At 44.1% G+C, this 20,829-nt stretch carries 16 protein-coding genes; 9 read left to right on the top strand and 7 right to left on the bottom strand.

The window, feature by feature from the left end; translation table 11 throughout:
• Positions 1-165: 165 nt before the first annotated feature.
• Positions 166-1,161 carry a virulence RhuM family protein gene (locus D1614_RS14705; RefSeq protein ID WP_119438719.1) on the top strand — a complete coding sequence of 332 codons (996 nt, stop codon included), beginning with the start codon at positions 166-168 and terminating at the stop codon, positions 1,159-1,161.
• Between the two features lie 129 nt (positions 1,162-1,290).
• On the opposite strand, the gene D1614_RS14700 is transcribed toward D1614_RS14705, so the two are convergent.
• On the bottom strand, positions 1,291-2,769 hold the full coding sequence (locus D1614_RS14700; RefSeq protein ID WP_119438718.1) for an alpha-L-fucosidase: 1,479 nt from the start codon (positions 2,767-2,769) through the stop codon (positions 1,291-1,293).
• 53 nt (positions 2,770-2,822) lie between these two features.
• A complete protein-coding gene (locus D1614_RS14695; protein ID WP_119438717.1) occupies positions 2,823-3,446 on the bottom strand; it encodes a copper homeostasis protein CutC in 624 nt (207 codons plus the stop codon).
• 508 nt (positions 3,447-3,954) lie between these two features.
• Between D1614_RS14695 and miaA the strand changes: the two genes are divergently transcribed.
• From miaA to D1614_RS14670, 5 genes are all read left to right on the top strand, one after another.
• The gene (gene miaA / locus D1614_RS14690; RefSeq protein ID WP_119438716.1) at positions 3,955-4,869 is read left to right on the top strand and encodes a tRNA (adenosine(37)-N6)-dimethylallyltransferase MiaA; all 915 of its coding nucleotides are present in this window, start codon (positions 3,955-3,957) and stop codon (positions 4,867-4,869) included.
• Between the two features lie 152 nt (positions 4,870-5,021).
• On the top strand, positions 5,022-5,639 hold the full coding sequence (locus tag D1614_RS14685; protein ID WP_119438715.1) for an RNA polymerase sigma factor: 618 nt from the start codon (positions 5,022-5,024) through the stop codon (positions 5,637-5,639).
• Between the two features lie 122 nt (positions 5,640-5,761).
• Complete coding sequence (locus D1614_RS14680; protein WP_119438714.1) at positions 5,762-6,964, top strand: FecR family protein; 1,203 nt, start codon at positions 5,762-5,764, stop codon at positions 6,962-6,964.
• 196 nt (positions 6,965-7,160) lie between these two features.
• Positions 7,161-10,325: a TonB-dependent receptor gene (locus D1614_RS14675; RefSeq protein ID WP_119438826.1), complete on the top strand. Its 3,165-nt coding sequence runs from the start codon at positions 7,161-7,163 to the stop codon at positions 10,323-10,325.
• 19 nt (positions 10,326-10,344) lie between these two features.
• Positions 10,345-11,874, top strand: coding sequence for a RagB/SusD family nutrient uptake outer membrane protein (locus D1614_RS14670; RefSeq protein WP_119438713.1), 1,530 nt, complete (start codon positions 10,345-10,347; stop codon positions 11,872-11,874).
• 81 nt (positions 11,875-11,955) lie between these two features.
• Here the strand turns inward: D1614_RS14670 and D1614_RS14665 are convergent, their stop codons facing one another.
• Positions 11,956-12,699, bottom strand: a complete 744-nt coding sequence (locus D1614_RS14665; protein WP_147384233.1) for an acyl-[acyl-carrier-protein] thioesterase — start codon at positions 12,697-12,699, stop codon at positions 11,956-11,958.
• Between the two features lie 128 nt (positions 12,700-12,827).
• On the opposite strand from D1614_RS14665, the gene map reads away from it, so the two are divergent.
• A complete protein-coding gene (gene map / locus D1614_RS14660) occupies positions 12,828-13,607 on the top strand; it encodes a type I methionyl aminopeptidase (RefSeq protein ID WP_119438711.1) in 780 nt (259 codons plus the stop codon).
• Between the two features lie 296 nt (positions 13,608-13,903).
• Here the strand turns inward: map and D1614_RS14655 are convergent, their stop codons facing one another.
• Positions 13,904-14,440, bottom strand: coding sequence for a hypothetical protein (locus D1614_RS14655; protein WP_119438710.1), 537 nt, complete (start codon positions 14,438-14,440; stop codon positions 13,904-13,906).
• A 412-nt stretch (positions 14,441-14,852) separates the two neighbouring features.
• Between D1614_RS14655 and D1614_RS14650 the strand changes: the two genes are divergently transcribed.
• A complete protein-coding gene (locus D1614_RS14650; protein ID WP_119438825.1) occupies positions 14,853-15,236 on the top strand; it encodes a co-chaperone GroES in 384 nt (127 codons plus the stop codon).
• Positions 15,237-15,442: 206 nt separating this feature from the next.
• On the opposite strand, the gene D1614_RS14645 is transcribed toward D1614_RS14650, so the two are convergent.
• From D1614_RS14645 to D1614_RS25670, 3 genes are all read right to left on the bottom strand, one after another.
• Positions 15,443-16,192 (bottom strand): patatin-like phospholipase family protein, encoded by a 750-nt coding sequence (locus D1614_RS14645; RefSeq protein ID WP_119438709.1) that lies wholly within the window; start codon positions 16,190-16,192, stop codon positions 15,443-15,445.
• A 114-nt stretch (positions 16,193-16,306) separates the two neighbouring features.
• Positions 16,307-17,788: an aminotransferase class V-fold PLP-dependent enzyme gene (locus D1614_RS14640; RefSeq protein WP_241558115.1), complete on the bottom strand. Its 1,482-nt coding sequence runs from the start codon at positions 17,786-17,788 to the stop codon at positions 16,307-16,309.
• Between the two features lie 343 nt (positions 17,789-18,131).
• Positions 18,132-18,293 (bottom strand): hypothetical protein, encoded by a 162-nt coding sequence (locus tag D1614_RS25670; protein WP_155523340.1) that lies wholly within the window; start codon positions 18,291-18,293, stop codon positions 18,132-18,134.
• 210 nt (positions 18,294-18,503) lie between these two features.
• Between D1614_RS25670 and htpG the strand changes: the two genes are divergently transcribed.
• Entirely contained in the window at positions 18,504-20,558 is a 2,055-nt protein-coding gene (gene htpG, locus D1614_RS14630) for a molecular chaperone HtpG (RefSeq protein ID WP_119438707.1), read from the top strand.
• Positions 20,559-20,829 lie beyond the last annotated feature (271 nt).

Raw genomic sequence — 20,829 nt, 5'->3', positions numbered from 1 at the left:
ATTAAGTATTCGCACAGTTGTCAATCTTTTCTGTGCGGATAGTTCTCGCTTTTTTATTATACTTTTATCAATCATTTTATTCAAAGAATGGCAGCTAGTCTTGATTGTCAACAAGCTGGTTTTGTTCGTTCTTTTCAATATTCGACTTTTGACAACTTCATAAAAATGGATACTAATTCAGAAATACTTCTTTATCAGACTGAAGACGGACAAACCAAAATTGATGTCAGACTGGAAGAGGAAACGGTTTGGCTTTCGCAGGCACAAATGGGCCAGCTGTTTCAGAAAGAACGGTCGGTAATAACGAAACATATCAATAACATTTTTAATGAAGGCGAACTGGAAGAAAAAAGCAATGTGCAAATTTTGCACATTAGTGGGTCAGACCGGCCTGTAAAATTTTTCAGTTTAGATGTAATAATTTCGGTTGGTTACAGGGTTAAAAGCCATCAGGGGACAAAATTCCGCCAATGGGCAACTGCACGGTTAAAAGAATACATCGTGAAGGGATTTACCATGAACGACGACTTGTTAAAGCAAGCCGGTGGAGGAAATTACTTCGATGAGTTATTAGCCCGTATACGGGATATTCGTTCATCAGAAAAAGTGTTTTGGCGAAAAGTCCTTGATATTTATGCGACAAGTATCGATTACGATCCATCGTTGGAAATGTCGGTGGTGTTTTTCAAGACCATACAAAATAAAATGCATTGGGCAGCGCACGGACATACTGCTGCGGAGATTATTTATCAGCGGGTAGATTCAGGTAAGCCCCACCTCGGGTTAAGTAGTTTTAGAGGGAAGAAACCTACCAAACAAGAAACGGTCATAGCCAAAAATTACCTCACTGAAAGCGAACTGGATATTTTAAACCGGATTGTTACTGCATATCTGGAACTTGCCGAGCTTCAGGCACTCAACCAGGAACCAATGTATATGAAAGACTGGATTGAGCAATTGGATACATTTCTGAAAATGACAAGGAAAGATATATTAACCCATTCAGGAACAATCAGTCATGAACAAGCGTTGAAAAGAGCTCATGTTGAATATGAGAAATACAAGGAGTTGAAGAAAAATGAGATTTCGGAAGTAGAAAAACATTTTCTGGAACAGGTAAACGATACCGAAAAGAAGTTGAAGAATAAGAAGAAGCAATAGAATGAATCATCTGGTATCATTGTATTTCAATGCATAGAGGTTTAGTCAGTTATTCATCGATAATAAAACCAAAACAGGCCATTTCTTTTGTGAGAAATGGCCTGTTTTATAACTTGCCGGATCGGTGTTTTATTCCACCGCCGATATTTTTACCGCCCAGGCAAGGTCGCAAGGCAGCTTGGTTCTTATTTTTTGCGGAACATACACTTTTACTCCTTCTGCAGTATTTTCCCATTTCAGCGTTCCGGAGGCGCCGAGCATGCTAAGTTTGGCACCTTTGGCAGCTTTTATTCCTTTAACGGTAAACGAAGCGGGCAATCCTGCACCGTCTTCCTGCTCCAGGTAAAGCGCGTAAACCGCTTTGCTGTCTTTTTGCTGGGTCAGGCAAATATTGTCGGTTTTGAAAGGTGCAATGGCACGTGTCGAGTAAATCGCTTCGCCGTTTACGTCAATCCATTTTCCCATGGCATCGAGCAGTTTGTAGGCATCTTCGGGCCACGAACCATCGGGTGCCGGGCCAATGTTGTAAAGAAGGTTGCCCCCTTTGGCCACAATGTCGATGAGCATATGAATGGCTTGTTTGGGTGTCATGTATTGCGGATTGGGCACCCACGACCAGCCTCCTCCGGCAATAATGCACGACTCCCACGGGTAAGGAAGCTGTGTATCCGGAACCCGGTTTTCGGGTGTCAGGTAGTTTTGGTTGGGGCCTTTTACCGCGCGGTCAACCACAATAAGTCCGGGTTGTTTCTCGCGGGCCTTGGCTGCCAGTTCGTCCATGCGGATATCCTGGCTGATCACCCGGTTTTTGATAAAACCACTGGGTGCTTTGGCGTGGCGTCCTTCGTAATAGGCTTTCAGCGCTTCGTCCGATTGCTTGCAAACCCAGCCGCCATCGAGCCACAAAATGTCAATCTTTCCGTAGTCGGTCAGCAACTCCATAATCTGGTTGTGGGTAAAGTCGACAAACTTCTCCCATTTTTCAGGATGAAGATCCGGATCGTAATTTACGTTCCGGTCGAGCGGCGGAAACTTCGGGTCCCAGTAGTTGGGGTTGTTCCAGTCGGGTTTCGAGAAATAAGCCCCTGCCCACATGCCTTCGGTGCGGAAAGCATCAAAAACCTCTTTGGCAACATTGGCTTTCGGATTTATACTAAACGGACAGTCTTTGTCCGTGATTTTGTAGTCGGTGTATTTCGAATCGAACATGCAAAAGCCATCGTGGTGCTTGGTGGTAAAAACCACGTATTTCATCCCGGCATTGCTGGCTGCCTTTGCCCATTTCCCGGGCTCGAAGTTGACGGGGTTAAAAGAAAGTTTCAGGTTTTCGTATTCTTTCTTGTAGGTAAAATAATCGTCCGGATTACTTCCTTTTTTACGGGCACACCAGCCTTCGTCTTCGGGGCAAATCGACCACGATTCAACAACTCCCCACTGGCTGTAGGTTCCCCAGTGCATCAGCAAACCAAATTTCAGGTCTTGCCAGTCTTCGAGTTTTTGCAGCACTTTTTCGTCGGTAGGCCACACATAGTCGGTTATTTCGTGTTCCAGCTGCGCCTGTGCAAAAAAGGCAAACAGAAGCGGAACAATAAAGGTTAATTTTTTCATGATACTATAATGTTTAGAATTTTGATTGTCAATTAAAACAGAATGCGGAAGGGCTAAATCAGCTCCCCTACAATTTTTCTTCCGTGCAGTTCGCTGGCTCCGGTCAGCCGGCTGATTTCTTCCACGTTCGAGTCCAGCACTTTCCCGGCCACTAAAATGATGATCTGTCCTTCGGCTTCCTGTATCATTTTCCGGATGGTTTCCTGTCCTTCCAGTGCGGTAGCTTTACCTCCCGAAGTGAGGATACGTTTGATTCCCGGAATGGTTTTCAAAACACGTACGCCTTCCACGGGGTCGTCCATTTCGTCGATGGCTTTGTGGAAAGTTACCGGTAGAGGCTGTGCATATTCAGCCAAAAGCCGGGTGTTTTTTTCATCGATTTTATTGTCCGGGGTCAGCAAGCCAAAAACCACTCCGTGTGCACCGGCTGCTTTGGCCTGGTCGATGGCCACTTTCATTTGTTCCACCTCTTCCGCAGTATGAACAAAATTACCACCCCGCGGGCGTGCCATGGTCATAACCGGGATGGGCAGCTCCGAACAGGCCTGCTTCATTAATTCGAATGAGGGGGTGAGTCCGTCCTCGGCCAGGTCGGCGCATAACTCAATGCGGTTGGCACCTCTTTCGGCTGCCATTTTTGCTTCTTTCAGCGATTCTACACATGCTTCCTTTATCATAAAATAAACCGGTATTGATTCTATCTCTCAAAGATAAAGAATTGAGGCTTCGTCTTTGAAACTTTTAAGAATAATCGAAAAATTTTAAAAAGTCTGCCGGGTTTTAGTCATATAAAATTCCCGGGCTTGCCAAGGGGTATCCTTCTATTCTCCCTGAACCTCATGAGAGATATCATCCGTCAGCTGACGGATGGAGAGGGGGGAAACAACGAAAATTTGATTTTTAGCTTTTTTCTGAAATAAAGTTAGAGTAATACCTTCATCGTTCTGCAAACACTTTTTATTTCCCGCTAATTTCGCTGATTGCCGCAAATTTTATTTCGCCATTTGGATGACATCATTTTCTGCGTAAATCTGCGTTATCTGTGTGCCGTTTTATTCCGCTTGCGGAATAAAGATACCACTTGCCTTTTACAGGGATAGTTAACTTCAAGAATTTTCTTTATTACTTGAATATTCGGGCAAAACACTTAAATATTTGTTTCTTTGTTTTCAAAATCGATTTAAATTGAAATACAATCTGCTTACCATATTGGGGCCAACAGCTACGGGCAAAACCGGACTGGCGGCACATGTTACGGCTCGTTTGAAGGGAGAAATAATTTCGGCGGACTCGCGCCAGGTGTACCGCGGAATGGACCTGGGCACCGGGAAAGATTATGCCGATTATTTTGTGGATGGTGTGGAAGTGCCGTCGCATTTGGTGGATATTGAGGCAGCAGGTGTGCATTACAATGTATATCGTTTTCAAACCGATTTTATCCGGGTTTACAATGAGATCCAATCGCGGGGGAAATTCCCGGTTTTATGCGGGGGCAGCGGCTTGTACCTCGAGGCTGTTTTGAAAAACTACCGCTTGATTGAAGTCCCGCCCAACCGGGAACTACGCAAGGAGCTGGAAGGGAAAACGCTGGAGGAGCTGACCGGAATTTTAAAAAGTATGAAGCCCCGCCTGCACAACGATACGGATGTGGAAACCGACCGCCGGGCTGTTCGTGCCATCGAAATTGAAAAATACTACGCCGAGCATGCGCAGGAAGCTTCGGAAATGCCGGAGATCCGCAGCCTGAATATCGGGATTGATTTTGACCGCGAAATGCGCCGCCAGCGAATTACGCTGCGCCTGAAGCAGCGCCTGGAAGAAGGCATGCTCGATGAGGTGCAAAAGCTGCTCGACTCGGGACTCACCCCGGACCAGTTGATTTATTACGGCCTGGAATATAAGTTTCTGACATTACACCTGATTGGCGAACTGAGTTACGATGAAATGTTCCGGCAGCTGGAAATTGCGATTCACCAGTTTGCCAAACGCCAGATGACCTGGTTTCGGGGCATGGAAAAACGCGGCACCAAAATTCACTGGGTAAACGGACACCTGCCGATGAACGAGAAAGTGGAGGAAATACTAAATCTTTTGGAGTAGCTGAATTATCGGTAATCACGGGTTGTTTGATATTGGTGTCATTTTAATACGCGACATTGAAACAGACAAAGTGCCCGTGCAATTTCTTTTGTATTCATAATAATAATCCTAATTTTAGGGAGCTATACTTACTAAACTTAAACGGCCCGGTAATGTATCCCAATCAAGAGAAAGACAAATTCCTGTGGATGGATTTTCTGGAAGGAAGCCAAACTGCCCTTTCTACCATTTACCTGAACAACGTAAACGATTTGTTTGCGTACGGCTGTAAATTTACGGTCGACCGGTCGCTGGTAAAAGACTGTATACAGGAGCTGTTTGTAACCCTTATTCAATCGCGGGGCAAACTTTCGGCCACCGATAATGTGAAAGCTTACCTGTTTGCTTCCCTGAAGCGGATGATTTTCAGGGAGTCCTTACGCTCCAGTAAGCTCGAAGAAATCATGAAAACGGGTGATTATCGTTTTGAGACCGGTTTGGAGGACCTGAACCGCGAGGATTTCGAGAACGATCATTATTCCAAAAAACTACTGATTGTGCGGTCGGCGGTTGAGTCGCTGACCAGCCGACAGAAAGAGGCTCTGTATCTGCGTTTCTATTTTGGGCTGAGCCACAAGGAAATTGCAGAAGTGCTTGAGCTCGAAGAGCAGTCTTCGCGTTCGCTGATCAGTCGGGCAGTTAATAAAGTCCGCAGCATTATTAAAAGCGATAAAAAGCGTGTTTCCAATTTTCTTTTGGCATTGTTTTCTGTTTCTGTACGGGAAAAATGATCCTGTTTTCTCTCATTAAATCAGTAAGATAAGTTGGGTGAGTAATTTTTTCTTGAATTTTTTTCGAAAAAAGTATCTACACTTTGGAAGTTCATGTCTTATAGAATTGAGAAACTTTCAGAATGAACCAATTCAAGACATATAACTCTACCGACTTTTTGAACGAAGAATCGTTTCTTCAGTGGTTGTTGAAAACCAATCAGGCGTCCGAAGTTTTCTGGGAAAACTTTCTGGCAGAGAATCCCGATAAAAAGGAAGAGATAGATGAGGCAATCGAGATTTTTAACTATTTCCGTTTCAAGAACGAAGAGCTTTCGATTGCGGAAGTCTTTGAATTGTGGGACAGCGTGAAGCACCGCACGGCAGCACCACGGAAGAACAGGTTCATAAGCCTGCTGAAGTATGCCGCCATTTTTATTTTCGTATTTGCCAGCGGTGGCCTCAGCTATTATTTCTACAGCAAAGACAAGGATTGCAACGAGTTTAGCATGGCGGAGACCGTGCCCGCCAATTTTACCGATGCACGGATTATTCTGGCTGATGGCAAGTCGGTTCCGCTTGAATCAAAAGAATCCAACATTAAATACGACGCCAGCGGGGAACAGGTGATCATCGACAACGACACCATCCGGCAGCAGGTATCAGAGAAAGTAAACAGCACCAACCACGTAATTATTCCCTATGGCAAAAGCTCAAATCTTACGCTGAGCGACGGAACCAAAGTATGGTTAAACGCGGGTAGCCAGCTCATGTATCCTTCGGTTTTTGATAAAAAACAACGCGAAGTATTGCTGATTGGCGAGGCCTTTTTTGAGGTGGTGAAAGACGCGCAGAAACCTTTTGTAGTGCGCACCGAACCGGCAGATGTCGTTGTTTTGGGGACCACTTTTGATGTGTCGGCCTACCCCGATGACAATATCTTCCACACAGTGCTGGTAAGCGGGAAGGTAGATGTAAAGATCAGCGAGCATGGCTTGTTGAAAGGAAAGAAAACCAACACACTTCACCCCAACGAGATGTTTTTGCTTGATCGTTCAAGTGGAGTAAATTATGTAAACAAGGTAGATGTGGCTTCGTATGTTTCGTGGAAAGAAGGCATGCTTAACTGCGACAGGCTGGACATGAACCGCGTGGTACGGAGGCTGGAAAGGTATTACAACAAAAGAATTCACATAAAAGACCCGATGCTGGGTACGTACAAAATATCCGGTAAACTCGACCTTAAAAGCGATATATCGGAAGTGCTGGATGTGCTTCAGGCTTTTGTCCCGATTGACTGGGGTAAACAACAAAACGGAGATTATTTTATTGTCCAACCAAACTAATCTAAATGCCTATGTAACAATTCTGTAAAACTAATCGCGCTAACGTATGAAAAAAGAACCGGAGAGTGTTCGTACCACCCGCCGGTCCTGAGATTAATTAATTACAATGCTTAATTAAACGCTTAAATTTATGAATAAAATTTGTAAGAATGGCTTTGCTGTGTACTCGCAGTGGGTCAAAAAAACTTTCCTTGTCATGAGGCTAACTATCATCCTATTACTTTCAGTTATGTTTGCTTCAGCGGCAAACAGCTATTCCCAGACTGCAAAATTCTCGATGAAACTGAGTAATGTTACCCTAAAGCAGGTGTTTCATGAGATTGAAAAAAACAGTGAATTTATTATTGTCTACTCCGACGACCTGGTGAACGTCAATCAGAAAGTTGACGTAAGTGTTAGCGAAGTAACGGTTGACAACCTGCTGGAACAGGCATTGCAGGAAACGGATCTGACTTATAAAATTAGTGACCGCCAGATTGCGGTGATGAAAAAAGCAGGGAATATGCTAACTATTCCGCAAGAGAAGAAAACCGTTACCGGTATTGTAAACGACTCAAAAGGCGAACCTTTGACAGGGGTTACCATTGTGCTGAGAGGTACGATGACCGGTACGGTAAGCGATGCCGACGGAAAATTCACCATGGATGTTCCGGCCAGTGGAGGAGTGCTTTCCTTGTCGTTTGTTGGTTTCCAGACCCAGGAAGTTGAAATTGGCTCGCAAAGCATGTTCAACATCGTACTGCGGGAAGACATAATGCAACTCGACGAAGTAGTGGCCATCGGTTACGGTGTTCAGCAAAAAAGAGAGGTGAGCGGATCGATCAGCAATGTTTCGGAAGATGAGTTCAACAAAGGTTTGACCAAAGATGCGGTGGACCTGCTAAAAGGAAAAGTGGCTGGCTTGTCGATTACTTTGGGAAGCGGCGATGTTACCAAAGAGCAAACCATCCGTTTGAGAGGTACTTCTTCGCTTACCGGAAGCAGCCAGCCTTTTATTGTAATCGACGGAGTTCCGGGAATGAGCCTTTCATCGGTTGCACCTCAGGATATTGAATCGATCAGTGTGTTAAAAGATGCTTCTGCCGCGGCTATTTATGGTTCGCGTTCGGCCAGCGGTGTAATTCTGATCACTACTAAAAAAGGAAAAGACTACGGAACTGTTATTGAATACGACGGCTATCTGGCAGCCAGTACGGTTACCAATGTACCGGATGTTTTAACAGCCAAAGAATGGCGCGATTACGCAGCTGCCAACAGCATTAACACCGAAGGGCTGGATTTAGGCGCCAACACCGATTGGTTTGATGCCATTATGAGAACCGGTGTCAGCCAGAACCACAATGTATCTTTCTCTGGCGGCGGACGCAACAGCAACTACCGCGCGTCGGTTTCCTATCTCGACCAGAAAGGGGTGGTGAAAGACAATGAGATGAAGCGTTACAACGTTCGTTTTTCGTTTAATCAGAAAGCACTGGACGACAAATTGAATGTTTCGTTTACCGGTGCCATTACCAGCCGCGACTATTCTCCAACCGACACACGGAATTTCGTATTGGCTTACAACATGATTCCGGTTGTACCGATTAAAAAGGACGATGGAACCTGGTACGATACACAGGAGTACGACCAGGGAAACCCGGTTAGAAATATCGAATACAACAGCAGTTTGCATAAAAATTCGCTGTATTTCGGAAACGTAGACGCTCAGTTAAACCTGTTTGAAGGGTTTACCGCCGGAATTAAATTACACAAGCAAAGAGCCACCAACGATTACGGACAATATTACGATTCTGATACGGAACGGGGACGGAACGACCAGGGTTTTGCCAAGCGCGAAAACTGGACCAGTGACAAAGAATTGCTGGAAACAACGGTTAACTACGAAAAATCAATCAACGATCATAAAATAGCATTGCTGGGTGGTTATTCTTACGAAGAAAACTATTACCAGAATTCAGGAGCCCAGAACCGTCAGTTTGTAACCGACTTCTTTGGATACAATAATCTGGGGGCAGGCGAAAACCTGCGTCCTTCGGATGTGTGGTCGGGTAAAAACATGAACAAGCTGGTTTCTTTCTTCGGAAGGGCTAACTACAATTACAAAATGAAGTACATCCTGACGCTTTCGATGCGTTACGACGGTTCTTCAAAATTTGGAGACAACCACAAATGGGCTACTTTCCCATCGGTTTCGGGTGCCTGGCGTATCAACGAAGAGTCGTTTATGCAAGGCCTGACCTTCCTGGATGATTTGAAAATCAGAGCCGGTTACGGTGTGTCGGGTAACCAGGACGGTATTGATCCTTACAAATCGTTACAGCTTTATGGCAACTCGGGTCAGTACTACGACAACGGTAAATGGTACAGGGCTTACCAGATCAGCCAGAATGCCAACGAAAACCTGAAATGGGAAGAAACTTCGATGTTCAACATTGGGGTGGATTACAACATCCTGAACAGCCGGATCAGTGGTACCATTGAATACTACGACAAACGAACCAAAGACTTGTTGTACACCTATAAAGTTCCGGTACCTCCGTTCCTTTATCCCGATATGCTGGCCAACGTAGGGGAGATGTCGAACAAAGGGATCGAGATGTTGATTACCGGCGACATCATTCGGAAAGATAAGCTGCGTTGGACGGCTTCTGTAAACCTGGCGCACAACAAAAACAAAATTACCAAACTCTCCAGCGATGAGTTTTCTACCAGTTCCATTCTTACGGGTGATGCGTGGATTCGCGGAGGTTCCAGCAATACCACTCACATTGTGGAAGAAGGCCGCGAAGTGGGAACTTTCTATGGTTGGTTGTGCAAAGGTTTGGACGAGGACGGAATGTACATCATGGACGATATGATTGACGGAAAACCCGGACTTACCAACGACGACCGTACTTACATCGGTTCGGCTCAGCCTAAACTGACTTATGGTATTTCCAATACGATTTCCTATAAAAACTGGGATTTGAATTTCTTTTTCAGAGGTGTTTATGGCAACGATCTGCTGAACTTCTCGAAAATGTCGTATGCTACCACCCAGTGGTTGCCGGGTGCCAATGTTTTGCACGACGCTTTAACCATCGGGTTGGCCGACAATCCAAAGTACTGTAGCTATTATATCGAAAAAGGCTCGTTCCTGAAGTTGGACAACATCAGCCTGAGTTACACTTTCGATGTGTCGAAAATTGAAGAGATCAGGAAAGTAAGGGTGTATGTAACCGGACAAAACCTGTTTACCATCACCAACTATACAGGCCTTGATCCTGAAATTGAAATGGCTGGACTCGATCCGGGTATTGAAGGACGGGAGTACTATCCAAAATCAAGGACTATTTCCCTGGGTGTAAATGTTAGTTTTTAAACTTAAACAACTTTGAATTATGAAAAACAAGAAAATATTATCACTGGTCTTCGTCATTGCATTTTCTTTCCTTTATCAGGGATGTACCAACCTGGACGAAGAAGTTTTTGATAAACTGCCCGTGGATGAATTTGGCAATACCGAATCGCAGATAAATTCACTGATTGCCCCGATATATCGCACCCTGAAGAATGTATTTCCATCGAACTATTTTCTTTTAAGCGAATGTTCTGCTGACATGGCTGTTACTCCTACCCGCAAAGGTGGCGACTGGTGGGACGGTGGTCAGTTTAAAGAGCTAAGATTCCACACTTGGACGCCTAACACAAGCCTGGTCAGGAGTTCGTACAACGCAGCCATGGAAAGTATTTCGAGTTGCAACAAGATTTATTCGATGATCGAAGAAAATGAAAGCATCGGCAACAAAGACGTTATTTTGGCTGAAATCAGGGGAGTGCGTGCTTTCTGGTATTATCTTTTGCTCGACTATTACGGAAATGTGCCGATTGTAACTGATTTTAAAGACTCTTCCAATCCGGTTACCAAATCCAGAAGCGAAGTTTACGAGTTTGTGCTGACTGAACTGAATGCGATCAAAGATGTGGTGCGCGAAGATGTTACTGCAGCCAGTTACGGGAAAATTACCAAAGGTGTAGTGTATACTTTGCTCGCCAAAATGTACCTGAATGCATTGGTATGGTACCCTGAAGGAGGCGCGAAATGGCAGGAATGCGCCGATGCCTGCGATGAGGTAATGGAGCTGGGATATGTTTTTGAACCCAATTTTAAAGCCAGTTTTGTGGTGCAGAACCAGAATTCGAAGGAAATTATCTTCCCGGTTGTATTTAGTACTGCCGACGGTGGCAACCATATTCACAAAAGAACTTTGCACTACCTGGATCCCATTCCGTTGAACCTGAAAGTAGGTACCTGGAACGGTGTAAGTGCGATGCCTCAATACATAAAAGACTACGATGCGGAAGACAAGCGGGTAGCTTGGTCGTTCCTGCTTGGCCCGATGTACAATACCGACGGCAGTATTCTGATCACGGCACATGGCCGCCAGCTGATTCACTCCGTGGATATTGAGCTTAAATACAACCTTGACGAAGATGGTTGGGGGCAGGTAGAACAGGAAGAAGGTGGACGTTGCTCGAAATGGGAATTCGAAAGCGGTTTGAACGGCGATATGGAGAACGATATGGCTATTTTCCGTTTGGCGGATGTGTACCTGATGAAAGCAGAAGCTTTGGTTCGTTTAGGAAAAGAAAACGATGAAGCCACCCGCCTGGTTAACCTGATCAGAGGACGTGCTTTTGACAATGCGAGCAAGTTGCTAAGCAGCACAACGCTTGAAGATATATACAAGGAAAGACGTTTTGAACTGGCGTGGGAGAGCAGTGCGCGTCAGGATATGATTCGCTTTGGCACTTTCCTGGATGAAATACCAGGATGGAAAGGTGTTACTCCCGAAAAATGTTTGTTGTTCCCGATTCCGCAAACAGCATTGGATGCGAACCCGGAATTGGATCAGAATCCCGGCTACTAAAATTGATTCTTTTTGCAGAAGATGGGATTGTCAGATACTGGCAGTCCCATTTTTTTAAAGTTAAAGCCAAACTTTCGGTCGTTACCTCGAGGCCCAAAGCAAACGAGCCCTGATTAATTCTGCCCCGTCGCTTTCTCTGACGACACTGCAAAGATGATTTTGAGCGTCGGTGAATTGCTTTTTTACTGACAGAAAATCACCCGGAATACCTTCCTTGGCAAAATTGATCTCAAACTCTATCAGCCTGTTTTTGTCGTGAAAATCAAAGTCGTAGCTGTCAATGATCCGTTCGAGGTAGCGGCCACTGTTGAAATGCTGGTTTACGTCGATTTCATTTAGGAGTACGGGCGTAAATACAAGCTCCTTTTCTGATTTTGGCGATGGTACCTTTCCGGCAAATCCATCAAAAACCCGCTCGTCGTGAAACGGAAAATTATTAAAACTGTCGAAACGAAGAATACGTTTGGTTTTCAGATCAAGTACCAGCCAGCTTGTGGTGGCCCTTATAATGGTTGTTCCGCTCTCGTCAATAAAACGAATATCGCGGTGCGCTAAAAACCCGTCGGTTCCGGCGGGCCATGTTTCCAATCGGAATTTCTCGCCCCACCGCGGACGCCGGTCAATTTTTACCAGCAGGCGCGACAGTACCCAAAACTGTTTATCCTGCTGAAGATTTTCAAAACCCACTCCCAGCATCTCGGCATGTTCCCAGGCAATCTCCTGGATTTGCCAGAATAAATAGGAAGTAGACAGTTCTGCGAACCGGTTTACAAAATACGATTTGGTAGACAGTTCCTGTCGGTGAATATTGACGATTGTACTCATGGTTTTCGATTTATACAAACGATTCGGTTTACACAAGCTTAATGGGCGGGTAAACTTTTTTGCAAATTTATTGTTCGGTTTTGAAAATCGGTAACAAATGTTCAATTTTGCGTGCATATTTAAGGTTTATGGGAAAGATTGTAATTAAAACACCGGAGCAGATCGACGGCATCCGAAAAAGTGCCAAACTGGCTGCTCAGGCCCTGGATTATGCCGGGCAATTTGTAAAAGAAGGTGTAAACACAGAGTTTATTGACGACAAGATCGAAGAATTTATTCGTTCCCATGGAGCTATTCCCGCGACCAAAGGATACAACGGGTATCCCAAATCGAGCTGCATTTCGTTGAACAATGTTATTTGCCACGGAATACCTTCAAAAACTACAATTCTGAAACCCGGAGATATCCTGAACATTGACATCACCACCATTCTGGATGGTTATTATGGCGATACCTCAAGAATGTTTACGGTAGGACAGATCAGTTCAGATGCTGACGAACTGATTGACGTGACCTTGCATTGTCTTGACCTGGGGATTGAGCAGGTAAAACCCGGGAACCGTTTCGGGAACATTGGTTTTGTGATCAGCCGTTATGCCAAAGCCCAGGGATTTAGTGTGGTGTATGAGTTTTGTGGTCATGGTGTGGGCATCGACTTTCACGAAGAACCACAGGTAGACCACGCTGCCCGCCGTAACTCAGGGCCGGAAATGCGACCCGGAATGATTTTTACCATTGAGCCGATGATCAACCAGGGAAAACCCAAGGCAAGCATCGACAAGAATGACGGCTGGACAGCGCGTACCATCGATAATAAACTGTCGGCACAGTTTGAGCATACGGTTTTGGTAACCGCCACCGGTTGCGAAGTACTGACCGATATTCACAACGAATATCCGATTACGTAGATCGTCCTTCAAAGTATTTTTGATTCTGTTTTATTAACCCACTTTCCTGTATCTCCCTTAAGGAATGGAGAGACGATCAGTTTTATTTCCTGATTTCTTATTCCTTATTCGATGTTTCTTATTCAAATCATTTGTATTTTCTTCAAATTCAAATAGCCAAAAGAGTAAGTAAAAGGGGAGCTGTAAGACGGAAGGATATGAGGATGGGTATAAAATCTAATCGGTGAAAATTTGGCATAAAAAAACCGCTGTCTCTCTTTCGAAAGACAACGGTTAAAAAATGAGTTATTCGCTGTTTAAAATTTCCAGGCTAAGTTGTTTGTCATCCAGTCTTTTACTTCCAGTTTGCTTTCTACTTCGTTTTCCACTTTCAAAGTGCCGGTTTTAAAGTTTGCCTCGTCGGTCATCCAGCCTTCCAGTTCCAATGCTGTGTCTTTGTCCACTGTCAGCAAACTGGCTGTGTTGCTGAAAAAACTTTCGTTTACCATCCAGTCTTCCAGTTCAAGTGCACTTTCTGTTTCTGTTAGAATAGAAGTGGTAGCTGAAAATCTGTTCACATCTAACATCCATGATTCCACCTGAAGGGAAGGTTCAGCTTCTGCTACAAAAAGGGAAGCCATGTCGGCGTAATCGGCAACTACTGCTTCTGTCGGGTAAATAGTTGCTTCAGTGCTTTCTTCAGCCATTGCATAAGCTATTTGGCTAAAGCTGTTGTTTCTCAAAATGTTTTTCCAAAACTCCTGAGCGTTTACGGTAATGCTTAATAAAACCAGGCTCATGATGACTGCCATTGTTTTGGTAACTGCTTTCTGAACATTGTTTCTTGTTTTCATGACTCTTTCCTCCTGCTTCTTGTTTTCTTGTTTCTTGCTTTGCTTGTTTTTTTGTTTTCTGCTATTAAGACGATCAAGTTTTTGTTTCGTTACAAATTTTTAGAACTTTTTTTAAAAATGTACTGTACTAAACATTGAACATTGTATTGCAAATATATAAATAAAAGATAATACCATGCAATACATAGTAGTGTAAAAGTTTAAAGTATTTTCAGTGTTTTGTTTTAACTGCTTGTATTTTAGTGGTTTATTTGGTTTGTGTAATTTCGTTTTTTTTTTTCATGATTAGGGGAAATACATGGTGTTTTTTGATTCTTTGCTATTTTTATACCCGTAAAATCAATTGGCGAAGAGAATTTTTGTTATTCGGAATCGGAATAATTTTATTTATTTGATTGAAAAAGGAAAGAATATGTCATTAGTAATTGAAGAAAAGGATCTCGAAAAATTTATAATGGTTGGCGACAGGGTTTTGGTAAAGCCGAAGAATCGCAGCGGAAAAACAAAATCGGGCTTGTATTTGCCGCCCACTGTGCAGGAAAACGAGCAGGTACAAAGTGGTTATATTGTGAAAGTAGGGCCTGGATACCCGATCCCGGCAGTGAGTGAAGAAGACGAAGTGTGGAAGGAAAGCAAGGAGACGGTTAAATACGTTCCGTTGCAAACGCATATTGGCGACCTGGCCATTTATTTAAACAAAAGCGGGCACGAAATTGAGTTTAACAACGAGAAGTACATCATTGTTCCGCATTCGGCCATACTGATGATCATTCGTGACGAAAACCTGTTTAAATAAAAAGGTAATAGTACATTTTCATTTATACCCATCCTCTTATCCTTCTCTACAAGTAAGGAAGGATGACTGTCAAGTAGTTCAAAGCAGATCAAAATCAAGTATTGCGACTATTGTTTCTTTTTGAGACTGATCGTCTTTCCCTTGCGTAAGGGAAAGACAGGAGAAAGGGTCAGCATTCTACAATAAATCTGCTTTCATTCTTCGTTTTATTGAAACGCTTTTTTAGTGGCTTTGTAACCCATTTCGTAAAGTTCGTCGGCGTGTTTCCGAAGAAAGATATCGTATTCATCAATGCCGCGGGGTTCAATGTAATAAGTAGCCTGTTTTTTTATCTCTTCAATTTTGGCATTTACGCTCATGTAAACTGTGCGCGTGGCAATCTGGACGAGGTTTTTCAGTTTGGCTTTTGGGTTAATGGGGCTAATGTTGGAAACGATGATTTGTTCGCAGTCGTTTTTTATCGGCTCAATCGGGACATTGTCTACCAGCCCGCCATCCACGTATAAATCGCGTCCAAGCGTTACCGGGGCAAATAATACCGGAATAGATGATGAAGCCAGCACCGTTTTTCCAAGCGGCCCCTTGTTTTTATATTCAACCGTACCTTTGTTGAGGTTTGAAACTCCCACAAAAAAAGGCACTTCTAAATCTTCGATCTTTTTCACGTCAATCTCTTTCTCGATGATCTCTTTAAGTCCATCCAGTTTTAAGAGTCCATCCACCGGAATATGAATTTTGGTATATTGAAAGAACCAGCCTTTTTTAAAGATTTCCACGATCCGTTCGGGGGGTGTTCCGGCAGCAATAAAAGCGCCTGCAATTGCACCCGCGCTTACTCCTGATATAACATCGGGTTTTATACCCAGGTCGTTGAGGGCGGCAATTACACCTATATGGGCGAATCCTCTGGTTCCGCCGCCGCTAAGTACCAAGCCGGTGTTGTATTTTTTTGACATAGCGATAAAGATACAAAAGCGATGCTTTGCAAGAATCGGAATATGTAATTTATTGAAAGTTTGTGATTGCTATTCCGCTTTTCTTCGGAACAAACCATGACTGCATAAAAACGCTTAATCCAGCGTAAACCATCTTTGCATCAGTTCATCATCGCCCTGATCGTCTTTGTGCATGTACAGATTCTTACGGTTCAGGTACTGATAGTCTTTCTGGTATTCTCCAATGTTCGAAACAATGTCGGCCAATGCTTCCATCATTAAATCAACTTCTGCATCGGTCATTGTTGGGTGTAACGACCAGCGCACCCAGCCCGGTTTCTCAGAAAGGTCGCCATGGCTGATCTTATCTGTTATCTCCTCCGATTTTTCATACGATACTTCGAGCAGGAAATGCCCGTAGGTTCCGGCACAGGCACAGCCACCACGGGTTTGGATTCCGTATAGATCGTTCAACAGGCGTACCAACAGGTTGTAGTGAATTCCCTCCACATAAAAGGAGATTACACCCAGCCGGTCGCGAACATTGTTGGCAAGGATATTCAGGCCCGGTATTTTATCCAGCCCGGCAAAAGCTCTTTCGAGTAATTCTTCTTCGCGTTGGCGGATATTGTCCACGCCCATTTTGTCTTTCAACTCGAAACACAGCGCGGTGCGGATTGATTGAAGGAATCCCGGAGTTCCGCCGTCTTCCCGGGCTTCAATGTCGTCGACATATTTATACTTTCCCCACGGATTGGTCCAGTCAACCGTTCCTCCACCCGGCTGATCGGGCACTTCGTTTTTGTACATCGATGCATCAAAAACAATCACGCCGGAAGAACCCGGTCCACCCAGGAATTTATGGGGCGAAAACATAACCGCATCCAGTTTTTCCATCGGATCTTCGGGGTGCATATTTATTTCGTCGTAAGGAGCCGACGCAGCAAAATCAATAAAACAAACCCCGCCGTATTCGTGCATTATTCTGGCCATTTCGTGGTAGGGCGTGCGAACACCGGTTACGTTGGAGCAGGCTGTGAACGATCCGATCTTAAACGTTCTGTCTTTGTACTGCTCCAGTGCTTTCCGGAGGTTGTCGGTATTTATCAGCAGGCCTTCTCCGGGCTCAACCACCACCACATCGGCACTGGTTTCGTACCACGATGTTTGGTTGGAGTGATGTTCCATGTGCGTGATAAATACCACGGGCCGCTCGCGTTCGGCGATACAACTTTTACCGCCTATTTTACCGCAGTATTTCAGCCCGAGAATTCGCTGGAATTTATTAATAACGGCAGTCATCCCAAAACCTGCGGTGAGAATCACATCATCGGGACAGGCGTTTACGTGTTGTTTGATCAGTTTGTGTGAAAGGTGGTAAGCATGCGTCATCCGAATGCCTGTTTCGCTGGTTTCGGTGTGTGTATTTCCAACAAACGGCCCAAGATCGTTGGTGATTCGGTCTTCAATAGGTTGGTACAACCTTCCGCTGGCGATCCAGTCGCCATAAACAATTTTCTTGTTACCGTAAGGCGTTTCAAATTCCTGGTCGATCCCAACAATATTTTTCCTGAACTTTTCGAAATACTTCTCCAGCATGCTTTCCTGATAAATCATAAGTGACGCAAAATAAGCGACTTTGGCGGAATAAAAAAAAGGGGAAATGTCATAAAATTTTAAAGGTAAGGATCAGATCCAGCCTTTATGGGAAATATTTGTAGATATCTTTCCGATGGAGAAATCGTTTAAAAACGATGGTTTCATCGACGACAGAAAAGCCCAAACGAAAGTTTCCAAGCCTAAGCCGAAAATCTTTTTCCTTCAGACTGAAGTTTTTTTATGTTTGAAAGTTCATCAAGAGAGGAAGCATCCTTAAAACGCCTGATTACCTCAAGAACCTGAGTTCTGTATTCAGGGTATTTCCTTACATCTTTTTCGAATTATTTGGTATAGAGCGTTTTCATTCTTTGAGCCAATTCTCAAAGTCGGTTAAATCGGGATCTTCCAAAATATTCTGGTCGCCGTCCTGCATAGCACGGTACATCGCGGCATCTTCCTCTTGATCATTCACAACAAAGTGTTTGATGTTCAGTTTATCCGCCAGATCCGTAAAGATCTTCAACTGTTTCTTGTTTAATTTTAAAACCAGTTCCATTTGATGAAGTGAATAGTTCAAAATTAGAATAAAGAGCTGAATAGATGAAATCAATTCTATACCATTCTGTCTGATTTCTAAAAGTGCTGCTGTCAATTCGTCACTAAAAGACCGGTTGGCACAGGGTTTGACTTTTTGCCCCTCGAACAGAAAAAATAACATAAAAATATATTGAATATGCAGACAGGAAAAATTGGAGTTACCAGCGAAAATCTGTTTCCGGTAATCAAAAAATTTCTTTATTCTGACCACGACATTTTTTTACGCGAGATTGTTTCGAACGCCGTTGATGCAACTCAAAAGCTAAAAACACTGGCATCGAAAGGTGAGTACAGCGGCGATTTGAGCGGAGCAAAAGTGGTTGTAAAACTCGACAAAGACGCAAAAACCATCACCGTTTCTGACAAAGGTATCGGTATGACAGCCGAAGAAGTGGAAAAGTACATCAACCAGATCGCTTTCTCGGGAGCCAACGAGTTTTTGGATAAATACAAAGAAGACGCCCATGCCATTATCGGTCATTTTGGATTGGGTTTTTACAGCTCATTCATGGTTTCCGAAAAGGTGGATGTCATCACCAAATCGTATAAAGACGGGGCAAAAGCAGTGAAGTGGAGCTGTACCGGAAGCCCAGAATACACGCTCGAAGAAGTTGAAAAAGATGGCGTAGGTACCGACATCGTGATGCACATCAGTGAAGAGGAGAAAGGCTTCCTGGATGATCAGAAAATTTCAGAGATTCTGAATAAGTACTGTAAGTTTCTGCCGATTCCGGTGGTTTTCGGAAAGAAAAAAGACTGGAAAGACGGTCAGCAGGTAGATACGGAGGAAGACAACCAGGTAAACGATACAACACCGGCCTGGACAAAAGCACCTGCTGATCTGAAAGACGAAGACTACAAAAACTTCTATCGTCAGCTGTACCCCTTTGGCGAAGAGCCTTTGTTCAACATTCACCTGAATGTGGATTATCCGTTTAACCTCACCGGGATTCTTTACTTCCCAAAAATCAAAAGCAACTTTGAGGTTCAAAAAAATAAAATCCAGTTGTATTGCAACCAGGTTTTTGTGACCGATTCGGTGGAAGGCATTGTTCCCGAATTTCTGACACTTTTGCACGGTGTGATCGATTCTCCGGATATTCCGCTGAACGTTTCGCGTTCGTATTTGCAGAGCGATTCAAACGTGAAAAAGATCAGCAGCCATATCAATAAAAAAGTGGCCGACCGTTTACACCAGTTGTTCAAAGACAACCGCGAAGACTTCGAAAAGAAATGGGACGATCTGAAGATCTTTATCGAATACGGCATGCTCACCGAAGAAAAATTCCACGACCGGGCCATGAATTTCTTCCTGCTGAAAAATGCGGAGAACAAATACTTCACCTGGGAAGAATACGAGAAACTGGTAAAAGAGAACCAGACCGACAAGGATAACAACACCATTTATTTGTACACCACCAATGTTACAGAGCAGTATACCTTTGTGGAAGAGGCCAAAAACAAAGGGTACGATGTGCTGGTGCTGGATGATGTGCTGACTCCTCACCTGATCAATAAGTTTGAGCAGCAATACACCGACAAACGTTTTGTGCGTGTTGACTCGGATGTGGTGGAGCACCTGATCCGAAAAGAAGATTCAGCCAAGGAAGAGCTTTCGTGGGAGCAGAAACAGGAATTGTCACCGATCTTCCAGGCAGTTTGTCCCGAAGCTACTGATTATTCTTTTATCGTTGACTTCAAGGATTTGGGAGAAAGCGGATCGCCAATGGTGATTACCCGTAACGAGTTTATGCGCCGGATGAAGGACATGAGCGCGATGCAGGGAGGAATGAACTTCTATGGCGATATGCCGGAAAACCTAAGTCTGGTGGTGAATACTTCGCATCCGTTGGTGAAGACGGTGCTGGATGCCAAGGACAAGAAACTGGGCAAAAACCTGGAGGAACTCACTGCTTCTCTTGCGGTGAAAAAAGACGAGATTGCAGAGTTGGAGAAAGCCAAAGAAGGCAAAAAAGACGAAGAAATTCCGCAGGCTGACAAAGAAAAGCTGGACACATTGAACAGTGAGCTGGTGAAACTGGAAGAAGAAAAGAGAGGGCAGCTGACTGAATTTGGCAAAAGCAATAAACTGGCCAAACAAATGGTTGACCTGGCATTGCTGGCCAACGGTTTGCTAAAAGGTGCCGACCTCGACAAATTTGTAAAACGAAGTGTAGAACTGATAAAATAGGATTGTGCATAACAATCCGGTCAAGGAAGAGTGAGAACTGACGCCGGTCTGTCCGTCAATCGACGGATGGATCGGCGTTTTTTTATTAGGGACTGAAGGGGAGATGGATTGAAGGACTGATTTGTTAAAGGATTGAGTAATGGATAAATGCGTTAATAGCAAACTGCTAAATTGCGGAATTGCCAAATTGCAAGCTCCCCAAAAGAAGACTGTACACTGAGACTGTGACTGACAACTTTGACGATTCATAAGTCAACAACCCATTGCAATA

This window comes from Maribellus luteus, from assembly GCF_003576475.1.
GTDB classification, from domain to species: domain Bacteria; phylum Bacteroidota; class Bacteroidia; order Bacteroidales; family Prolixibacteraceae; genus Draconibacterium; species Draconibacterium luteum.
The sequence above is the reverse complement of the archived record's forward strand: the minus strand, read 5'-3'. Positions and strand labels throughout refer to the sequence as shown.